Raw genomic sequence first — 20,511 nt, 5'->3', positions numbered from 1 at the left:
GTTTAATAGTATTTTAAATACGTGTTTTAATCTAAATTTCGTTTCTTTAAAATGGTTTCTAGTTCTTTATCTTTTTTAGAATTATTAACTAGTTTATAAACAAAAAAAACAGGAATAAGCGTTACAAGTCCCCACGTATTTTCAGCAACACTGTAAACTATAATTCCAATACAAAAACCGATAAGTGCAGCCTTAATCAGTTTAGAACGTTTTAGAGATTTCTTTTTATTTAATAGTTCTTCATCAGATAGTTGTTCTAATTTTCTTTTTGTCATTGGTTGATCGTTAGTGTTTAGTTGTTCTTAATACGTTTCTAAATCAGTCATCACTTTTCTAAGCCCCGCTGTAGCCGTATCGGGATTCCCGCTAAGAATAAATTGTAATGTTATTTTAAAACGCGTCAACATTATTTTTTAATTATCCTTCTTGTAAACATGTGGGTTTTCTTTAATTCCTTTTTTAAATAGCTTACGAATATTCATTCTTAAAAAGGAATCAATTTTTAAAACTTGATTTATGATAACTTGTTCTGGTCTCCCCCTAAAAGTGGTAACATGGAACTTATCATCAGGTTGTAAGGGATTATCTGAAAAGTAATAATTAGACACACAATTTCTGGAAGAATCAACAATTACAGGACTTACGGAATGCCATGACGATTGGTGAGTAGCCATTACAATTAATCTGTTAAATTTAGAAGGTATAGTTGTTTGTTTTTCCTTTAAACCGTTTGGCCATAACTCTAAGTTTCCGCCGTTTTCATCATTCCAGTTTGGAGTCACATAAAAAAGTAAATTTAGAACACGCCAGCTGTTTCTGTCTTTATCATGTGAATTGTCTAAATGCGGATTTAAAAACTGGTCTTTTTTCATGGAAGAAAGTCCGCCGGCATATAAGTATTCATCGGGTTGAAGATCATCTATACTACAAATATATTTAATGCAATTAACGACCTCTGGGTTTTGAAAAGCGTATATAGCCTCCTCCAAAATGGGATCGTAATTATTCATTTGAGCTGCAACATACTTGTTTTCTCTTAAACTTTTTTTGAGAGACATTTTGCTTTGACTTGGAAACTGATTATTTATTTCATTAACAATTTCCGAAGGTAAAAGGTTATCTATGTAGAAGTAGCCTATTTTGCTTTTGGAGTCATCATATTGTTGCTTAAGCGATTCTTTGTCTTGATTTAATCGGTTCAAGATATGTTTAGCTATTTCATCTCTTTTCATGGTCGTTTAGTTTAGTGGTCTATAATTTTAAATTTCTGCAGTGTTTTCTTCTTTGATTGCCATTTCTTTTTTAGCTAAAAATAGTTAACTAGAACTTCGGACCGTTTTTAAGCAGTTATTGAAATACGAAAAGTAATTATAAACGGCTAATTACTTTTCGAAGTCCTAAAGTTGCAGGTTCTGAAATCACAGTTAAGTTCTTTCTACTACTAATATTAGGTTTGGGGTCTATAAAATAGGTTGGTGTGTTTTCGGGAACATAATCTTTTAAGCCCGCAGCGGGATAAACTTGCATGGAAGTGCCTATAATCATTAAAATATCGGCAGTTTCACAAATTTCTATGGCTTTTTCAATCATTGGAACCGCTTCGCCAAACCAAACGATATGCGGTCGTAATTGATGTCCTTTTTTGCACAAATCACCTAAAACTAAATCTTTATCCCAAGGTAAGACATCATTTTCATCAAAAGTGCTTTTTACTTTGCGTAATTCGCCATGTAAGTGAATTACATTGGTACTGCCAGCACGTTCATGTAAATCGTCAACATTTTGTGTAATGATGCTGACTTTGAATGTGTTTTCCAGTTCAGCTAAATCAAAATGTGCTTGATTGGGTTCAACTTCAAAAAGTTGTTTGCGGCGTTGGTTGTAAAAGTTTAAAACCAATTCCGGATTAGCCGTAAACCCTTCAGGAGTGGCGACTTCCATAACATCATGGCCTTCCCATAAACCATCGGCGTCTCTAAAGGTATTGATGCCACTTTCGGCACTCATGCCCGCTCCTGTAAGTACAACGATGTGTTTCATGTTTAAAAACTATTTACCATCCCCGCGAAGGCGGGAATCCCTTCAAATATAATAACTTTAGCGTCAATACGACTTGCATTTTTGTGTGATGAGTTAATTTTGTAAATAGAATTTCTAATTAAAGAAAACGAACTCACGTTGCGCTTCCTATTCACATTACGTATTTTTGAACCATGATTGATTTAAAACTCCTAGAACATTTAGAAACTTACTTAACCGAAAATAGAAAGCAGCGTATTGATACGGTTTTGCCCCAACGTACTAAGCATTTTACAGTCGCTACCGAAGACGTGTATCAACTGCATAATACCAGTGCGGTGATGCGTAGTTGTGATGTGTTTGGTATTCAGGAAGTGAATATTATAGAGGAACAAAATTCTAAAACTATAGATCGCGAAATTGCTATGGGAGCCCAGAAGTGGGTAGATTTAAATCGTTATCAAAATGTAAAAACCTGTATATCTGATTTAAAACAAAAAGGCTATCAAATTGTTGCCACTACGCCTCATGCCAATGACTGCGAGTTGCATGATTTTGATATCAGTAAAAAATCTTGTTTTTTCTTCGGAAGAGAAACAGAAGGTTTGTCGCAAGCCGTTTTAGATGAAGCCGATTGCTTTTTGAAGATTCCTATGGTAGGCTTTACAGAAAGTTTAAATATTTCAGTTTCTGCCGCGATTATTTTACAGCATGTCACGACCAAGTTGAGACAAAGCAATATTTCTTGGCAACTTACTGAAGATGAAATTAACGAAAAGCGCCTTGATTGGTGTAAAAAAACGATTAAGAGCTATGAGGATGTGGTGAGTCGTTTTTATTCAAAGGAATAAGGGGCTTAATTTTCAATACGTTTAATATCTTAAAATTATTGAGTATTAAATTATCCCCTTGAGGGGATTATAGGGGTGCTTTTATGCCGGAAATTTAAATGAGTATTAAATCTTACGATTTCTGCCGCGACTTAATACTTTGTATTCTTCATAACATTCGCTAATGGCATCAAGAATTTGAAGATCGTTAGCCGATTGAATGAAACCTTTAGAATAGTTGCACTGACTCACAATTTCGTCTAAATCTACGCGGTCAACTTGCAGTAAAACGGTAAGCATTTCTCTATCAAAACGAGAGGCTAAAAGGTTTCTAATCTCATCGTCTTCCTTCATTTTTTTAAGCTTTTTAAGCTCGTTTGGTTTATTTCCAAACATGCGGTGTAAGAAATCGGCAGGATTAAAAAGAGATCCAATCACTTTGTTTAAACCAGATTCTTTACTGGCTTCGTAACCTGTACCTTCAAGTCCAGAAATCTGATAACGGTAATTGTCGTTTATAACGGGAACTTGTTTGATATCTACTTCTAAATAGCCCGTAAGTCTTAGTTGATTCACTACAACTTCTTCAAGAGCTAGTGCCAATTCGGTTAATTCAATTTCAGCACTACCAAACTTTAACCAGTCATTCGTAACACGAACTTTAATCGATTTAAATCCTAGATAGGATAAGTGAAGGGTATCATTAACTTTTGCTGAAATGGAAAACTCACCATCAGCATTGGTAGTTGTACCAATTACCTGATTTAAGTTCACAATATTTACGCTTTCTAATTTTGCATCGTTTGATGCATTTATAACCACACCTAATACTTTATCTGCTTCTTCTTGTGAGAAACCCACAGCAGAAATAAATAGTACGGTTAATAAAAAGAGATAGCGTTTCATAAAAGCTTAACGTTGATTAGGGGGTAAAAGTAATAAACTAAATGTTTGAAAAATATTTATAGTTTTATTTTGACTAAAAATTAACAAAAAGGTATTACAATAAAGGTACGAAATAGCGGTGTTTAAAGCAAAAAGGCTAACTAAAGAGTAAATTTACCGTCAACCTGAACTTGATTCAGGTTCTCATAATACTTAGTAACTAGTATGATGAGATTCTGAAATAAATTCAGAATGACGAATTTCAATACTTTTTAGGTAGCCCCTTGTTTATAAATTATTATCTTCTTGAACGTCTTGGTCTAGAGAAGTTTCCGCCTCCAGAATCACCTCCAGAATCTGAACGTCTTGGTTTAGAAGACCCTTCGCTACGACGTCTGTCACCTCTGTTTCCAGAAGCCCCTTTTCTGTCGTCACGTCTTCCGCCACCACGATTTCCACCGTCACGACGTTTTCCGCCGCCACCGCCACGTCTGTCGTTACGTCTTCCGCCACCGCGATTTTCAGAAACTTCAACATTTACAAAACGACCTTCATGTTTAAAATCTGTAAAGAATGCTAAAACCTTTTCTTTCGTTTCGTTTTCAGTATTAAAGAATGAAAAACTGTCTTTTACTTCAACCTTAAAGACATCATCTCTACCTAATTCTAGTTGTTCTTTTAAGAAATCTTTCAATTTCATCCAATCAAAACCATCTTTAGAACCTACGTTAATGAAATAACGGGTTGAATCGTTTCCACCACGGTTAAAATCACGTCCGCCTTCTCTATCTTGAGAACCTTCAGCAACATTTAAGTTTTTAGATTTTTGGTAGTAATTAAAGAAACGCGTAAACTCAACAGAGAAGAATTTTTTAATCAATTCATCTTTTGAAGTGTCTTCAAACATTTCATTAATGCTGGTAAGGTATTTTTCAATTTCATCATTAACCTCAGTCGTATGAATTTTGTTTGCTAACGACATTAATTGTACCTCGCAGATTTCCATACCATCTGGAATCTCTTTCTTATCAAACTGACGTTTAATAATACGTTCGATACTTTTAATTTTACGAACTTCACTTTTAGAAACAATCACCATAGAAACCCCTGTTTTACCAGCACGTCCTGTACGTCCAGAACGGTGAGTATAAGTTTCAATTTCATCTGGCAATTGGTAGTTAATAACGTGTGTAATATCGTCTACATCAATTCCACGAGCAGCAACATCGGTCGCTACAAGCATTTGAATTTGATTTTTACGGAAAGCGTTCATCACCAAATCACGTTGGTTCTGACTCAAATCACCGTGTAAAGCCCCTGCATTGTAACCATCTTCAATAAGTTGTTCGGCCACTTTTTGAGTATCACGTTTTGTTCTACAGAAAACTACCGAAAAGATATCTGGGTTTGCATCTGCTAAACGTTTTAACGCGTTATAACGATCTCTAGCGTTTACTAAATAGTATTCGTGAGATACGTTACTTGTACTTTCGTTTTTATTTCCAACAGTAATTTCCTGTGGATTGTTCATGAATTTTTTAGCAATAGATGCTACTTCACGAGGCATGGTTGCAGAAAACAACCAAGTGTTTTTATCTTCTGGTGTGTGTGATAAAATATCTGTGATATCTTCTTTGAAACCCATGTTTAACATTTCATCGGCTTCATCTAAAACAGAATATTGAATTTTAGAAATATCAACCATTCTACGGTTAATCATATCTTTCATTCTACCAGGCGTCGCTACAATAATTTGTGCGCCACGTTTAATATCTCTGGCTTGATCGGAAATACTAGATCCACCGTAAACAGCAACGACATTAAGGCCTTTGCAATATTTACCATAGGCTTTCATTTCGTTAGCAATTTGCAAACAAAGTTCTCTAGTTGGAGATAAGATTAAACCTTGAGTGGTTCTACTATCCACATCAATTTTTTCTAACATTGGAAATCCGAATGCTGCAGTTTTTCCTGTTCCGGTTTGGGCTAATGCCACTAAATCGGTTTCAGATTCTAATAAAATTGGGATGGCTTTGTTTTGAACTTCACTAGGTTCTGTAAATCCTAAATCTGTAATTGCTCGCAATAGGTCGTCATTAAGACCTAATTCTTGGAATGTGCTCATTCTTAAATATAAGTATTCGATTGTTTTATGTGGTGTTACATAAGAAGCGAATCGACATACTTAACCTTAAACTCCTAGTAACACATCCTCACTCTGAGGAATTTAAACTCATTTTTCTGAGTTTCAAGCGGCAAAGATAGTCTTTTATTTGTGATTCGAACTACTTTGTGATTTCCTTATGAATTAGAGTGAGCACTTTTGTTAAAATAGGGTTGCTGTTGTCTTTCTTCCAAATGGCTGAAAGCGAGGTGCGTTGAGGTATCATATCCAATTCTATAAATTTTATTTTTGGGTTGTTTGAAGTCGTTAAAGATTTTGGAACAATAGAAATTCCGAACTCCTTTTCAACCAATTTGTAAATAGAATCGGCGTGAATGGTGTTATGTGAAACCATAGGTGTGAAGCCGCCATCATCAAAAATTCCCATCACTTTTTCATAATAGGAGGCACTGTATTGAGGGTCAAATAATATGAACGATTCGTTTTTTAGCTGAAGTATATTTTTAAAATTTGAAGCACTAATGGGGTGATTTTCGGGTAAAACCAAGCAAAAAGGCTCTTTTAAAATAAGTGTGCTGTCCAAACCTCTTGGGATGCGTTCCAGTCTCACAAAACCTATATCAATGTCTTGAGCTAAGAGTGCTTCAATTTGTTTGATGTTGCCCATTTCCTTCAAGCTGAATAAAACTTTAGGGTGGTTTTTAGTGAATTTTATAAGCAATTCGGGGATAATTTGTTGCATGGCAGAACCCACATAACCAAATTTCAGTTCACCATCTTTACCTTCTTCCAGATGTTTGGTGTGGTTTAAAATAATGTCGAGATGTTTTAAATTCTTCGAAAGTTCTTCCTTTAAATAAACTCCAGCAGGGGTTAGAAGGACTTGGCGATTATGTCTGTCGAAAAGCTTAACGCCCAAAGCTTCTTCCATATCTTTTATCTGCCGACTTAATCCGGGCTGTGAAATAAATAGTTTTTCCGCAGCTTTTCTAAAGTGTAGTGCTTCAGCAACAGCTAAAAAATATTTGATATGTCTTAATTCTATTTGATAACTCATAGTTATTAGTTTGTTAAACTAATGGTCTTATTTGGTATCAAATTTATAGATAATTTTGTAGGTAGTCAAAATTAGTAAGCTGTCGAGGCTGTCTAAAAAGTCAAGTTTCCGTCAACCTGAACTTGATTCAGGTTCTCATAATGATTGGTTATCAGTATGATGCGATTCTGAATCAAGTTCAGAATGACGTGCTTTAATACTTTTTAGACAACCTCTTCATCCTAAGCTTTTGATTTGCAATGTTATGAGATACCGAATCAAGTTCGGTATGACGACATAGAAGCATTATGACAATAAAACGGATTTCAGTAAAATTAACACCATAAAATCATGTTCAAATACGGAATAGACACCCTAACTGTAAACAAAGTGCTGGCCATTGCAAAAGGCACGCTAAAAGCCACTATTTGTGAAGAAGCGGTGATCCAAATTGAAAATTGTCGTGCTAAAGTTGAAAAAATGGCAAGTTCCGATAAGGCTGTTTATGGTATAAATACAGGATTCGGACCGCTATGCGACGTGCAAATTACGCCTGAAGAAACCAATAAACTGCAGGAGAATTTGCTAATTACACATGCGGTAGGAGTGGGAAACCCGATTGATAAGGAATTATCTAAAATCATGATGATTTGTAAAGTACATGCTTTAAGTCGTGGATATTCTGGCGTACGTTTAGAATTGATTGAACGTATTTTATATTTTATAGAAAATGATTTACTGCCAGTCGTTCCAGAACAAGGTTCGGTGGGTGCTTCGGGAGATTTAGCACCCTTGTCACACTTATTTTTACCACTTTTAGGTGAAGGCGATTTTTGGGTTGGCGATAGCATGCAACATGCAAAAGAAGTTTTAAATCAGCATAACTTAGAACCTATGGCACTTCAAGCTAAGGAAGGTTTGGGTTTAATAAACGGCACACAATTTATTTTAGCTCACGCGATTGTAGGCTTAAAAAAAATGGAATATTTGCTAGATCTCGCCGATGTTTGCGGTGCCATGAGTATTGAGGGTTACCAAGGAAGTTCTCAACCATTTCGTGATGAATTACATAAAATTCGTCCGTTTAAAGGTTGTATTGAAGTTGCCGAACGCATGACCATGTTATTGTATTCCTCTCAGAATGTGAATTCGCATGAAAACTGCGAGCGTGTTCAAGATCCGTATTCGATGCGTTGTATTCCGCAAGTGCATGGGGCCTCAAGAAACGCCTATTACCATGTGTTGGAATTGGCAGAAATTGAAATGAATTCAGTGACCGATAACCCTATTGTTTTAAGTGATACCGAAGCGATTTCGGGAGGTAATTTCCACGGGCAACCGCTTGCTATGGCCTTAGATTATGCGTCTATCGCTTCCGCGGAATTGGGGAATATTTCAGATCGACGCTGTTACCTTTTAATTGAAGGTAAGTTCGGATTGCCACGTTTATTAACCACGGGTGGCGGCTTGAATTCCGGATTTATGATTCCGCAATACACTACCGCAGCTTTAGTTACTGAAAATAAATCCTTGTGTTTTCCGCCTTCCGCAGATAGTATACCAACCTCATTGGGTCAGGAAGACCACGTCTCTATGGGCAGTATTTCTGGTCGTAAATTCAATCAGATTTTAGGAAATTTAGAAAAAATACTGGCCATCGAACTTATGTATGGCGCTCAAGCCCTTGAGTTTAGGCGTCCGAATACTTTTTCAGATATTATTGAAGACAATCATCGTATTATTCGCGAAATCGTTCCTAAATTAGAGAGCGACAGACTTTTAAAGGATGATATTCAAAACATGGTGCATTTGGTGAAAACGCAAGCGTTCAATTTAAAGTAGAAAAGCAATGACATTTCAAGAACAGATATTACAAGGCATTCCAAGTAAAATGCCTTCAAAATATAATTATCCGAAGGATGCCAACCGCGCTCCAAAACGAAAAGATATTTTATCTACTGAAGAAAAACAACTGGCGATAAGAAATGCGTTGCGTTATTTTCCTAAGGATTGGCATGAAGAATTAGCTTCAGAATTCGCCCAAGAACTGAAAGAATACGGTAGAATATACATGTATCGCTTCAAACCAGATTATGATATTTATGCTAGAGGTATTTCAGAATATCCTGCGAAATCAACGCAAGCGGCTGCTCTTATGTTGATGATTCAGAATAATTTAAACCCTGCAGTGGCACAACATCCCGAAGAATTAATTACCTATGGTGGTAATGGCTCGGTATTTCAAAATTGGGCACAATACCTTTTAACCATGCAGTATTTGGCGAACATGAGCGATGAGCAGACTTTACACATGTATTCTGGTCATCCCATGGGCTTGTTTCCGTCGTCTAAAAATGCACCACGCGTTATTGTGACTAATGGTATGATGATTCCGAATTATTCCAAACCTGACGATTGGGAGAAATTTAATGCTTTGGGGGTGACGCAGTACGGACAAATGACAGCGGGTTCGTTCATGTATATTGGTCCGCAAGGCATCGTACACGGCACTACGATTACCGTGATGAATGCCTTCCGTAAAGTGTTAGAAAAAACAGATACTTCCGCAGGAAAAATATTTTTAACAGCTGGTTTAGGCGGCATGAGTGGCGCACAACCTAAAGCGGGAAATATCGCTGGTTGTATTACTATTTGTGCTGAAGTGAATGCCAAAGCAGCAACCAAACGTCATGAACAAGGTTGGGTTGATGTGTTGATTGATAATTTAGATGATTTAGTAGCAAGCGTAAAAAAAGCACAAGATTCGAAAGCAGTGGTTTCCATAGCTTTTATTGGAAATGTGGTTGAAATTTGGGAACGTTTTGATGAAGAAAACATATTCATTCATGTGGGTTCCGACCAAACCTCTTTGCATATTCCGTGGACAGGCGGTTACTATCCAGCTGGTTTATCGTATGAGGAATCAAACCGATTAATTCGTGAAGCACCTGAGGTTTTTAAAGACAAAGTGCGTGAATCATTAAGGCGACATGCCAAAGCGATAAATAATCACGTCGCGAAGGGTACTTATTTTTTCGATTACGGAAATGCCTTTTTGTTAGAAGCCTCACGTGCTGGCGCCGATGTGATGGCTGAAAATAATATAGATTTTAAATACCCGTCTTATGTACAGGATATTTTAGGACCGATGTGTTTCGATTATGGTTTCGGACCCTTCCGATGGGTGTGTGCTTCAGGGAAATCGGAAGATTTGGATAAAACTGACGCTATCGCAGCTCAAGTTCTTGAAGACATCATGAAAACGGCTCCTGAAGAAATTCAACTGCAAATGCAGGATAATATCACTTGGATAAAAGATGCTAAGAAAAATAAAATGGTGGTGGGCTCACAAGCGCGTATCTTGTATGCTGATGCCGAAGGACGCGCCAAAATAGCTGCAGCTTTTAATAATGCGGTAGGAAATGGCGACATTGGCCCCGTAGTTTTAGGTCGTGATCACCATGATGTGAGTGGCACCGATTCGCCGTATAGAGAAACTTCAAATATTTACGACGGTAGTAAATTTACAGCCGATATGGCGATTCATAATGTCATTGGTGATAGTTTTAGAGGTGCCACATGGGTGTCCATTCATAATGGAGGTGGCGTAGGCTGGGGCGAAGTGGTGAACGGCGGCTTTGGGATGCTATTAGATGGTACCAAAGAAGCTGAAGAACGCCTTAAAAGTATGCTGTTTTTTGATGTGAATAATGGTATTGCACGCCGCAGTTGGGCAAGAAATGATGAAGCTTTGTTCGCAATAAAACGTGAAATGGAGCGCACGCCAAATTTAAAAGTGACCATTCCTAATTTAGTAGATAATCAATTATTAGAAAACTTATTTTAATGAAAACCTTATTTAAGAATATTAAAGAATTGCTTCAAGTTAGAGATGAACACACGCGTTTTGTTTCAGGGAAAGCCATGGCAGAACTACCAACCATTAAAAATGCCTTTCTTTTAGTTGAAAATGATGTCATTCGTGATTTCGGACCAATGCATGATTGTCCTAATGATGTTGATGTAAACCAAGTAGTTAATGCTAAAGGAAAAATGATGTTACCAACGTGGTGCGATTCGCATACACACTTGGTTTATGCAGGAAATAGAGAAGGGGAATTTGTAGATAAAATAAAAGGATTAAGCTACCAAGAAATTGCTGAAAAAGGCGGAGGTATTTTAAATTCAGCTAAAAAAGTACAAGCGATTTCAGAAAGTGAATTATATAAAGAAACCAAAAATCGCCTCGATGAAATTATAGCTTTAGGAACAGGAGCTGTTGAAATTAAATCCGGCTACGGCTTAACTTTAGAATCGGAATTAAAAATGCTCAGCGTGATTAAGCGTTTAAAGGAAAATTATGATTTACCTATTAAAGCCACATTTTTAGGCGCGCATGCTGTTCCTGAGGATTTTAAAAACAATAAAGAGCATTATGTGGATTACCTCATTAAGGAAATGATTCCTTTAGTGACTGAAGCGCGGTTGGCTGATTTTGTAGATGTTTTCTGCGAAACAGGGTATTTTTCGGTGGAAGATACCCATCGAATTTTAGAAGCAGGAAAAAAACATGGATTAAGAGCTAAAATACATGTCAATCAATTCACGGCGATTGGCGGTGTACAAGCAGGAATTGAGCATGAAGCCCTTTCGGTAGATCATTTAGAAGAAATGCGTGATGAAGATATTGAAGCCTTGAAAAACACGTCAACCATGCCAGTGGCGTTACCAGGATGTTCGTTCTTTTTAGGAATCCCATACACACCGGGACGAAAAATGATTGATGCTGGATTACCATTAGCTTTAGCAACCGATTATAACCCAGGGTCTTCACCATCAGGAAATATGAATTTTGCTGTTTCCTCGGCCTGTGTTAAAATGAAATTAACCCCCGAAGAAGCCATAAACGCCGCAACCATTAATGGCGCCTATGCGATGGGTCTAGAAAAACAGGTGGGATCAATCACAAAAGGAAAGCTGGCAAACTTGATTCTCACAAAACCAATACATTCGTATTCGTTTATCCCATATTCTTTCGGAAACAATCAAATAGAAACGGTTTATTTGAATGGTATGGAGCAGGTTTGATGAAAGGTTTATGTAATTAAAGTCGAGACGTCATTAGTACAGTAGGAAAGAGTTTTTGAATAATTTCGCTACTTTTAGGTTATGATTAGTACTTTCTAGTTTGTTGTTCATCTTAAACAGGATGTTAAGTTTATGAACTCTTTATGACAACAATTCGTATAATTTCGACTTTAACTTCTATCTTTGTAGTCCGAAAAAAATAACTATGTCGAATATCATTTATATAGGTTACGAATTTAAGGTAACACCTTTACAACCAGCGGTTGAGATTTTAATTGCAGAATTAGGTTATGCTGGTTTTGAGAGCTTTGTAGAAACAGAGCAGGGGGCAACAGCTTACATTCAAAAGGATGAATGGCATGCTGATATTCTTGCTGATATTCAAATTTTAGCATCAGATGAATTCGAGATCACTTACGAATTTAGCGAAATCGAGCAAACCAACTGGAATGCCGAATGGGAAAAGAATTTTAATCCGATTGTTGTTGATGATGTTTGTGCGGTACGTGCACCATTTCACGATAAGTTTGATACCGAATATGACATTATTATTGAACCAAAAATGAGTTTTGGTACAGGACATCATGAAACCACACACATGATGATTCAGCACATTTTAAAAAATGATTTTAAAGGTAAATCGGTTTTAGATATGGGCTGCGGTACTGGTGTTTTGGCCATTTTAGCTGAAATGAAAGGCGCACAACCCTTAGACGCTGTAGATTATGACAATTGGTGTTATTTAAACAGTTTAGAAAACGTTGAACGTAATAACTGTGAGCATATCACCGTTATTGAAGGAGACGCTGCCGTTTTAGCTGGTAAAAAGTACGATGTGATTATTGCGAATATCAACCGAAATATCTTGTTGCAAGATTTGAAAACATACGCGTCTTGTTTGAATGACAATGGTACGATTTTCTTAAGCGGCTTTTACAATGATGACATCCCAATTATTCAAGAAGAATGTGAAAAACAGGCGTTAAAGTTTGAAGAGAAACTAGAACGAAATAATTGGGTTGCTTTAAAATTTATAAATTAGAATAAAAAAAGATGAGTACGAAAGAAAAAACATCCGAAGAGGTACTGCTCGAGGAAGCGGTTTCCACTCAAAATGAAATAGTAGTATATAACGATGATGTGAATACCTTCGATCATGTTATAGAAACCCTTATTTATGTGTGTGATCACACCGCAGAACAAGCAGAGCAATGCTCGTTAATTGTTCATTATAACGGAAAATGTACTGTGAAAACTGGTGATTACGACGACTTAAAACCACGTTGTTCTATGCTTCTTGAAGCAGGTTTAAGTGCTGAGATAGTATAATTTTTTTGTCATTCAGAACCTGTTTGTATAGCCGTTTAACTGTTTAGATGTTGATTTGTTTAATCGTTTATCTGTTCAACCGTTTCGCACTTACGTCATTCTGAACTTGATTCAGAATCTCATCATGCTGATTCCTATCATTGTGAGAAGCTGAATCAAGTTCAGGTTGACGAAAAAGAAAATCTTTCAAACAATCTTTTCCTTATTAAGGTGTGCTAGATTTATAATGTCGAAGGACAAACAAAGTCTGTTGTTGGTAAATCAGAATCTTTAAGAGCAGCAAAGCCACCTGCAATATCAACTAATTTATCAAAACCGCGTGCTTTTAAAATAGAAGCTGCAATTACCGAACGGTAACCTCCTGCACAATGCAGATAATATTCTTGATTTTTATCAATGGCATTCATGTTGTCATTAATAAAATCTAAAGCAAAATGTTTAACAGAGTCACCTTCTAAATGTTCCGATTTGTATTCTCCATCTTTACGAACATCTAAAACCTGAATGTTTTCAGCTTTAAAACGTTTAGAAAATGCTTCAACAGGAATAGATTCAATGGTTTCAATATCTTTTCCTGCCTTTTCCCAAGCTTCGATACCACCTTCTAAGTACCCCAAAGTATTATCGTATCCAACACGAGATAAACGCGTCACGGTTTCTTCTTCTTTGCCTTCAGGAGTAATTAGAAGGATAGGTTGTTTTAAATCGGTAATTAAAGCGCCAACCCAAGGGGCAAATCCGCCGTGAATTCCAATAAAAATAGAATTCGGTATGTGGGCTTTTACAAAGTCTTTTTCATTCCTAACATCTAAAACTAGAGCGCCTTCTTCGTTTGCTAAATGTTCAAAAGCTTCAGGGGTTAAAGGGGTATTCCCTTGTTTTAAAATGGTTTCAAAAGTATCGTAACCCGATTTGTTCATCATGGCATTCTTTGCAAAATACTGTGGTGGTGGTGCAATACCATCAAGCACTTCTTTTACAAATTCAGCCTTAGTCATATCGGCTCTTAAGGCGTAATTTGTTTTTTTCTGATCACCTAAAACCCCAACGGTTTCTTTACTTAGATTTTTTCCGCAGGCAGAACCGGCACCATGCGCAGGATAAACAATAACGTCGTCTGGAAGTGTCATGATTTTTTTACGTAAAGAATCAAAAAGCATGGCTGCTAAATCTTCTTTGGTTAAATCTGATTTTATAGCAAGATCGGGACGCCCAACATCACCTAAAAACAAAGTGTCTCCCGAGAAAATAGCATGCTCTTTTCCGTTTTCATCAATCAACAAAAACGTTGAAGATTCTAAGGTGTGTCCTGGGGTATGCAATACTTTTATGGCAATGTTTCCGAGTTTAAAAACTTCGTTATCTTTAGCGGTGTGGATATCATAATCGGTATCAGCGCCAGGACCATAAACAATAGTGGCTCCTGTTTTTTCAGCAAGATCAATATGCCCAGAAACGAAATCGGCGTGAAAATGTGTTTCAAAAATATATTTGATAGTGGCATTTTCCGCGGAAGCTTTATCCACGTATTGCTGTGTTTCACGAAGTGGGTCAATAATAGCCACTTCACCGTTAGATTCTATATAATAAGCACCTTGTGCTAAACATCCTGTATAAATTTGTTCGATTTTCATAATGTTATATTTTTTATTTGTTACTTCAAAATTAGAAAACTCTAATGGATTACTTTGTAACTTATATGACATTGAGCTACATAAGCTCTCTGTAAATAATGTATGCCGCCATTATGAGCACAAAATAACCAAAGCTTGTTTTAAGTTTTCTAGCGCTAACAAATTTTGAAAAATAGCTACCGATTAGGATACCTATTACAGAAATGGCTGTGAAGGTTAAGAGAAAAACCCATTCAATGTCTAAGGTTTGCACATCGCCTAAAAAACCAATTAAAGAGTTGATAGCGACTATAATTAATGAGGTTCCTACCGCTTTTTTCATAGGAATATTAGCCCAAAGTACTAAAGCAGGCACATAGAGAAAACCACCGCCAGCACCTATTAAACCTGTAATAGCACCTATAGTAACCCCTTGTATGAAGGTTTTGTAATAGGCTTGTTTACCAGTAGATGGTGTTAAATTTTTTTTCTTTTTTATCATGGATATGGCAGCAAAAAGCATGATAAAGGCAAAAAAGACCATGATCGCAATGTCTTTGGTGAGCTCAAAGCTTCCAACAGTCATCAGGGTATCAGGAATATTGGGAACTAAAAATCGGCGTGATAGATATACGGCTAAAAATGAAGGGAATGAAAAGGCTAAGCCAATTTCAAAATCTACCAAACCTTTTTTGTACTTATGGTATGTGCCCACCAACGACGTAATCCCTACAACAAAAAGCGAATAGGCTGTTGCTACAATAGGATTATAAGCCAAAAGGTAAACCAATAGAGGTACCGTTAAGATAGATCCGCCACCACCAATTAAGCCTAAAACCAGACCAACGATTAATGCGCCAATATATCCAATAAAGTGAATACTGTCCATAGTTTAGTGAGGTAGTTTGTTTTTAAGTACGCCGTAAATAAATGTGCCAACAATAGCTGCAGCAATAACGATTAACATGCTCCAAACACCAGTACCTAGTAGTATGTACATAGGTCCAGGGCATGCGCCTACTAGCGCCCAGCCTAAACCAAAAATGATACCTCCAATAATATATCGCGTAACACCGTTGTCCTTTTTTGGAACAAAAAGATCGGCGCCTTTTATAGTTTTAATACGCCCGGTTTTAGAAATTTGTAAAAAGGCGACGCCAACTGCAATAGCTGAACCGATGATGCCATACATGTGAAAAGATTGAAAGCGGAACATTTCGTAAATACGAAACCATGAAACGGCTTCAGATTTCACCAATACAATTCCGAAGAATATACCAACGAGTAAAAATTTTATGAATTTCATTTGATTAGGTTTTGAATTAAAAAATAAGCGGTAATATGAAGTTAGCCATAATTAAACCCCCTATAAAAAAGCCGATAACAGCTATAAGTGATGGTTTTTGTAAACTACTTAGGCCAGTAATGGCGTGTCCAGAAGTACAACCACCAGCGTAACGTGTTCCGAAGCCTACAAGGAGTCCGCCTAGAATTAAAAGAATTAATCCTTTTGCTGATGATATCGCTTCAAAACTGAACATTTCATCTGGAACTAAGGTCGCTCCGGGGTTTTCAAAACCCATATTTTGAAGTTCTGAAATGGTGGTAGGATTTAATATGGTGCCACTATCATTCGAGAGAAAATGAACGGCAATAAAACCACCAATAATAGTACCTAGAACGACTGTTAGGTTCCAAAGCTGGTCTTTCCAGTTGAATTTAAAGAAATCGGCAAATTTTCCAGCACCTCCAATCGCACAAAGCGTTCTGAGGTTTGAGGACATGCCAAATGTTTTTCCGAAATAGAGTAGTAGTGCCATAACAATGGCAATTAGCGGCCCAGAAATATACCAAGGCCACGGGTTTAAAATATGTTCCATGCTTTTAGTTTTATGCCACAAAAGTAGAACCTTGAAAGCGGTTGGTTTGTGATAAATGTTACCTAAGCAGGGTAGGGAGGTGGTAAGCGTTTATAAAATCTCGATTTTATTCCGACTTAATTTTATTTTTTGCTCGTTTTCTAATTGTTTTAAGAGGCGCGAAACTACCACGCGAGAGGTGTGTAAATCTTCTGCAATGTCTTGATGCTTGATGATGATGTTTTTCGACTCATGAAGCACGGTTTTATTTTTTAGGTACTTGTATAAACGCTCGTCCATTTTCATAAAAGCCAGATTGTCTATAGCCTCTAGCATTTCGTCAAAACGATTTTGATAACTCTCTAAAATGAAGTGGCGCCAGCTTTCATTACTTTGAAACCATTTGTCCATGTACGCAACTGGAACCATAATAAGAGCCGAGTCACTTTCAGCAACCGCTCTAATTTTACTTTTTGTGGTGCCAATACAACAGGTTAACGACATGGTACAGGTTTCACCAGCTTCTAAAAAATAGATAAGCAGTTCATTACCGTCTTGATCTTCCCGTAAAATCTTAATATTTCCACTCAATAAAAGCGGCATATATTTAAGGGTTTGATTGATGTCTATAATAATTTCATCTTTCTCAAATGTTTTATACACGCCTACTTCAATAATCTCTTTGATGAGGTTCTCATCTAAGTGGTGCTTGTAAATTTCTGTTAATAAATTCGTTTCCATAGGAATAGGATGTAGGTTTTGAAAGTTGAATATTAAGTTTTTTAACTGATCTTCATTTTTAACTGAAGCTAAGCTCAATATTTTTAGACGCTTCAAAAATAATCAATTAGATTTTTATAAAAAAAGTTTGCATATGTTTTAAATAATAATGTATATTTGCACCCACAAAATAAGGCCTCGTGGCGCAACTGAATAGCGCACTTGATTACGGCTCAAGAGGTTACTGGTTTGAATCCAGTCGAGGTCACGAATAAATCAACACAAGTTGAAAATAAAGCAAGCTAAAAAACATAGCTTGCTTTTGTTTTTTAGAGCAGTGTGTTTTCTTTTGTTGATTTTCAAAGCGGAGCTTTATCTGGAAAGACACAGTCAATCCAGTCGAGGTCACTAGAGTTTATAAGGGTTTACAGAAATGTAAGCCCTTTTTTGTTTTTCATATTCACACAATATTCACACTTTTTTAAAATTAGCATTTCCACTCAAAAAAAAAATCTTTTTTTTTGAGCTACATTTAGTACACTTACTACATTCTAAATTATTTAATATTTAAACATTAAATAGTATCATCAAGTAAATAATTTAGCAAAAAGAGCCTTTCGAAATAAAGTTTTTAGTGTGGTTGACCATTAATAGATTAAATAAACCACTGCTTATTATGTCACAAATATTTACTAAATTTGTGACATAATAAATTTTATTGTTCCATGGAAAGTGTTGAAAATAAAATAGAAAAATCTATAAAGAGTAAGCCAAAAGGGGTTTTGGTAATGCCTGGAGACTATGTGCATTATGGTACTGCTGAAGCTGTTCGTAAAGCGCTAGATAGGTTAGAAGATAAAAAAGTTATTACAAGAGTAGCGCATGGTATATATGTGCGTCCAAAAATTAGTGCTTTAATTGGCCCCATAATTCCTACTGCAGAAGAAATTGCGGAAGCTATTGCTAAACGCGATAAAATAAGAACGGTACCTACTGGAAGCTATGCTTTAAATGCTTTAGGTTTAAGTACTCAAGTTCCTATGAATATTGTGTTGCTAACCGATGGTTCACCTCGGGAAATAAAATTAGGAAAGCGCAGTATTAAATTTAAAAAAACGACACCTAAAAATCTATTAGCAAAAGGCGCTATAAGCCGTTTAGTTATTCAGGCGTTAAAGGAAATAGGAAATAAAAAAGTAAGTCAAAAAGAAGAAGATAAAATAATAAATTTGCTAAAGGAAGAAAATCAAACGCATTTAGGGCATGATATTGCTCTAGCTCCTGTTTGGATTCAAAAAATAATGAAAAAAGCATTGATTAATGACTAAGCCCACATTTTATACGATAGCGAATACAGAAAAGGTTGCTGTTTTTAATGCTATTGCAGCCGAACAAGGAATGACACCTTTTGCTGTTGAAAAAGATTGGTGGGTGAGCAGGAGTTTAGAAATTATTTTTCAAATGGATATAGCCAAGCATTTGGTGTTTAAAGGCGGAACTTCTTTAAGCAAAGCATGGAAGTTAATTCATCGTTTTTCTGAAGATATTGATTTAGCCATAGATAAAACATTTTTTGATGGCTACGATGGGGATATTTCAAAAACTCAAATCAAGAAACTTAGAAAAGAAGCAGGTATATATACCACTGGCACGTTTTTCGAAGATTTAAAGCAGGAATTTAGTAACCGTGGATATCATGATTTGAATTTTAAAATTATTGAAGCACAGGATAGCGATCAGGATCCAAGAGTTTTAGAAATATATTATCCTAACGTTATTACTTTAGCTTCAGATTATATATTACCTCGGGTACAAATAGAAATAAGTTGTAGGTCATTAAGAGAGCCTTTTTCTGAAAGAGTATTTGGTTCTATAGTAGATGAAGTGTATCAAGGTAAAGATTTTGTTGCTCCACTTTTTAATGTGCCAACGGTAAACCCAGAACGTACTTTTTTAGAAAAGCTTTTTCTGCTACATGAGGAATTTCATCGTCCTCAAGAAAAAATTCGAGTAGATAGGTTAAGCCGACATTTGTATGATATATTCCAACTATCTCAAGCAGGGGTTGCCGATCATGCTTTTAATGATAAGGAGTTATATGAAACCATTGTATCACACCGTTATAAATATGCAAGAGTAGGACATGTAGATTACAATTTACACAATCCTAAAACGCTGAACCCTATTCCGATAGCAACCGTTATCAAGGCGTGGGAAGATGATTATACTAAAATGAAGCAGGACATGATATACGAAGAAGAGAAACCCTCATTTCAAGCCTTAATTGAAAATTTAGAAGCTCTAAAGGTGAATTTACAAGCCCTTAATTGGGAATTTGAAGTTTCTTTTTAGGTTAAAGGTTAACTTCATTCAATTTATTATTTAGTATCATCTTCTTTAATTTCTCCCTGCTGCACTTCATCAAAGCGACTCATAATAGCAAAGCAATCGGCTTCTATTGCTTTCCAAGTTTTTCCTGTGAATTCAAAATTGAAATACAAGGTTTCAGAGGTTGTGTTTTCATGATTAAACAAGACCACTTCCAGCCGGTCTTTTTGTTTAAAAGCAATGTCTTTATCAAAGGTGCCTGGCGTATTTAAAGCTTCTAGTACTGCCTTTTCATTTCCTTCAAAATTAGAGTTTAAATGACTAGGTAGCATTGGCATGCCCATAACATCTAGCATTTTATCTTTGTTATACCGGTGTAGCACCCAGTAATGATTAAGTGTTTCTAAATCTACGTTAGCATCCATACAGGTGCAAAACTTGATGTTATTTGAAACTATACACATACCTCTTTTTTATCTTCAAAAACCTCCCGCAAGCAACTCTGCATGAGCTGCGCACTATGTTTTTGGCTTTGTTGCATTTTATTTATACCAATCTCAATTTTCATGATGTTTAAATCTGCTAAACAGTTTTCGTTATTTTGTAAGCTTCCCCTAAAATCGAACTGTTTAAAAGTAGAATAATAATTTTTAAATTTGAACAGTATTATGAGACGAAG

At 36.2% G+C, this 20,511-nt stretch carries 21 protein-coding genes and 1 tRNA gene; 9 read left to right on the top strand and 13 right to left on the bottom strand.

All coding sequences use genetic code 11. The features are described 5' to 3' along the window. Positions 1–26: 26 nt before the first annotated feature. The 3 genes from Q4566_RS07440 to Q4566_RS07430 all read right to left on the bottom strand — a co-directional run bounded on the left by Q4566_RS07440 (position 27) and on the right by Q4566_RS07430 (position 2,040). Positions 27–275 (bottom strand): FUSC family protein, encoded by a 249-nt coding sequence (locus Q4566_RS07440; RefSeq protein ID WP_303420011.1) that lies wholly within the window; start codon positions 273–275, stop codon positions 27–29. 138 nt (positions 276–413) lie between these two features. Further along, complete coding sequence (locus Q4566_RS07435) at positions 414–1,232, bottom strand: 2OG-Fe(II) oxygenase (RefSeq protein ID WP_303420010.1); 819 nt, start codon at positions 1,230–1,232, stop codon at positions 414–416. A 136-nt stretch (positions 1,233–1,368) separates the two neighbouring features. Next, positions 1,369–2,040, bottom strand: coding sequence for an NAD-dependent deacylase (locus tag Q4566_RS07430; protein WP_303420009.1), 672 nt, complete (start codon positions 2,038–2,040; stop codon positions 1,369–1,371). 173 nt (positions 2,041–2,213) lie between these two features. Between Q4566_RS07430 and Q4566_RS07425 the strand changes: the two genes are divergently transcribed. Then, positions 2,214–2,870: an RNA methyltransferase gene (locus Q4566_RS07425; protein WP_303420008.1), complete on the top strand. Its 657-nt coding sequence runs from the start codon at positions 2,214–2,216 to the stop codon at positions 2,868–2,870. A gap of 105 nt (positions 2,871–2,975) precedes the next feature. Here the strand turns inward: Q4566_RS07425 and Q4566_RS07420 are convergent, their stop codons facing one another. From Q4566_RS07420 to Q4566_RS07410, 3 genes are all read right to left on the bottom strand, one after another. After that, positions 2,976–3,755 carry a carboxypeptidase-like regulatory domain-containing protein gene (locus Q4566_RS07420; protein ID WP_303420007.1) on the bottom strand — a complete coding sequence of 260 codons (780 nt, stop codon included), beginning with the start codon at positions 3,753–3,755 and terminating at the stop codon, positions 2,976–2,978. 277 nt (positions 3,756–4,032) lie between these two features. Next, a complete protein-coding gene (locus tag Q4566_RS07415) occupies positions 4,033–5,859 on the bottom strand; it encodes a DEAD/DEAH box helicase (protein ID WP_303420006.1) in 1,827 nt (608 codons plus the stop codon). 160 nt (positions 5,860–6,019) lie between these two features. Beyond that, complete coding sequence (locus Q4566_RS07410; protein ID WP_303420005.1) at positions 6,020–6,916, bottom strand: LysR family transcriptional regulator; 897 nt, start codon at positions 6,914–6,916, stop codon at positions 6,020–6,022. 330 nt (positions 6,917–7,246) lie between these two features. Between Q4566_RS07410 and hutH the strand changes: the two genes are divergently transcribed. From hutH to Q4566_RS07385, 5 genes are all read left to right on the top strand, one after another. Continuing rightward, positions 7,247–8,737, top strand: coding sequence for a histidine ammonia-lyase (hutH, locus tag Q4566_RS07405; protein ID WP_303420004.1), 1,491 nt, complete (start codon positions 7,247–7,249; stop codon positions 8,735–8,737). Positions 8,738–8,744: 7 nt separating this feature from the next. After that, positions 8,745–10,742 (top strand): urocanate hydratase, encoded by a 1,998-nt coding sequence (locus tag Q4566_RS07400; RefSeq protein WP_303420003.1) that lies wholly within the window; start codon positions 8,745–8,747, stop codon positions 10,740–10,742. Beyond that, entirely contained in the window at positions 10,742–11,983 is a 1,242-nt protein-coding gene (gene hutI, locus Q4566_RS07395; RefSeq protein WP_303420002.1) for an imidazolonepropionase, read from the top strand. Before Q4566_RS07400 ends, hutI begins: the two co-directional genes overlap by 1 nt. A gap of 205 nt (positions 11,984–12,188) precedes the next feature. Continuing rightward, positions 12,189–13,025, top strand: coding sequence for a 50S ribosomal protein L11 methyltransferase (prmA, locus tag Q4566_RS07390; RefSeq protein WP_303420001.1), 837 nt, complete (start codon positions 12,189–12,191; stop codon positions 13,023–13,025). A gap of 11 nt (positions 13,026–13,036) precedes the next feature. Next, a complete protein-coding gene (locus tag Q4566_RS07385; protein WP_303420000.1) occupies positions 13,037–13,312 on the top strand; it encodes an ATP-dependent Clp protease adaptor ClpS in 276 nt (91 codons plus the stop codon). Positions 13,313–13,533: 221 nt separating this feature from the next. Here Q4566_RS07385 and Q4566_RS07380 read toward each other — a convergent pair whose 3' ends face one another. From Q4566_RS07380 to Q4566_RS07360, 5 genes are all read right to left on the bottom strand, one after another. Continuing rightward, the gene (locus tag Q4566_RS07380) at positions 13,534–14,946 is read right to left on the bottom strand and encodes a rhodanese-like domain-containing protein (protein WP_303419999.1); all 1,413 of its coding nucleotides are present in this window, start codon (positions 14,944–14,946) and stop codon (positions 13,534–13,536) included. A gap of 76 nt (positions 14,947–15,022) precedes the next feature. After that, positions 15,023–15,814: a sulfite exporter TauE/SafE family protein gene (locus tag Q4566_RS07375; protein WP_303419998.1), complete on the bottom strand. Its 792-nt coding sequence runs from the start codon at positions 15,812–15,814 to the stop codon at positions 15,023–15,025. Between the two features lie 3 nt (positions 15,815–15,817). Beyond that, entirely contained in the window at positions 15,818–16,231 is a 414-nt protein-coding gene (locus Q4566_RS07370) for a DUF6691 family protein (protein WP_303419997.1), read from the bottom strand. A gap of 16 nt (positions 16,232–16,247) precedes the next feature. After that, the gene (locus Q4566_RS07365; RefSeq protein ID WP_303419996.1) at positions 16,248–16,805 is read right to left on the bottom strand and encodes a YeeE/YedE family protein; all 558 of its coding nucleotides are present in this window, start codon (positions 16,803–16,805) and stop codon (positions 16,248–16,250) included. A 90-nt stretch (positions 16,806–16,895) separates the two neighbouring features. Further along, positions 16,896–17,621, bottom strand: a complete 726-nt coding sequence (locus Q4566_RS07360; RefSeq protein WP_368506590.1) for a Crp/Fnr family transcriptional regulator — start codon at positions 17,619–17,621, stop codon at positions 16,896–16,898. A 77-nt stretch (positions 17,622–17,698) separates the two neighbouring features. On the opposite strand from Q4566_RS07360, the gene Q4566_RS07355 reads away from it, so the two are divergent. The 3 genes from Q4566_RS07355 (at position 17,699) to Q4566_RS07345 (ending at position 19,856) form a co-directional block, all read left to right on the top strand. Beyond that, positions 17,699–17,772: transfer RNA gene (locus Q4566_RS07355), tRNA-Arg, on the top strand. Positions 17,773–18,229: 457 nt separating this feature from the next. Continuing rightward, positions 18,230–18,832 (top strand): DUF6088 family protein, encoded by a 603-nt coding sequence (locus Q4566_RS07350; protein WP_303419995.1) that lies wholly within the window; start codon positions 18,230–18,232, stop codon positions 18,830–18,832. Next, positions 18,825–19,856 (top strand): nucleotidyl transferase AbiEii/AbiGii toxin family protein, encoded by a 1,032-nt coding sequence (locus Q4566_RS07345; protein WP_303419994.1) that lies wholly within the window; start codon positions 18,825–18,827, stop codon positions 19,854–19,856. The genes Q4566_RS07350 and Q4566_RS07345 overlap by 8 nt, the downstream gene beginning before the upstream one ends. A 26-nt stretch (positions 19,857–19,882) precedes the next feature. Here Q4566_RS07345 and Q4566_RS07340 read toward each other — a convergent pair whose 3' ends face one another. After that, positions 19,883–20,257 carry a hypothetical protein gene (locus tag Q4566_RS07340; protein ID WP_303419993.1) on the bottom strand — a complete coding sequence of 125 codons (375 nt, stop codon included), beginning with the start codon at positions 20,255–20,257 and terminating at the stop codon, positions 19,883–19,885. Between the two features lie 29 nt (positions 20,258–20,286). Beyond that, a partial coding sequence (locus tag Q4566_RS07335) for a hypothetical protein (protein WP_303419992.1) occupies positions 20,287–20,511 on the bottom strand: 225 nt, incomplete at its 5' end.

The organism is Tamlana sp. 2_MG-2023, assembly GCF_030548465.1.
Taxonomy (GTDB): Bacteria; Bacteroidota; Bacteroidia; order Flavobacteriales; family Flavobacteriaceae; genus Pseudotamlana.
This window is presented reverse-complemented; position numbering and strand designations above follow the sequence as displayed.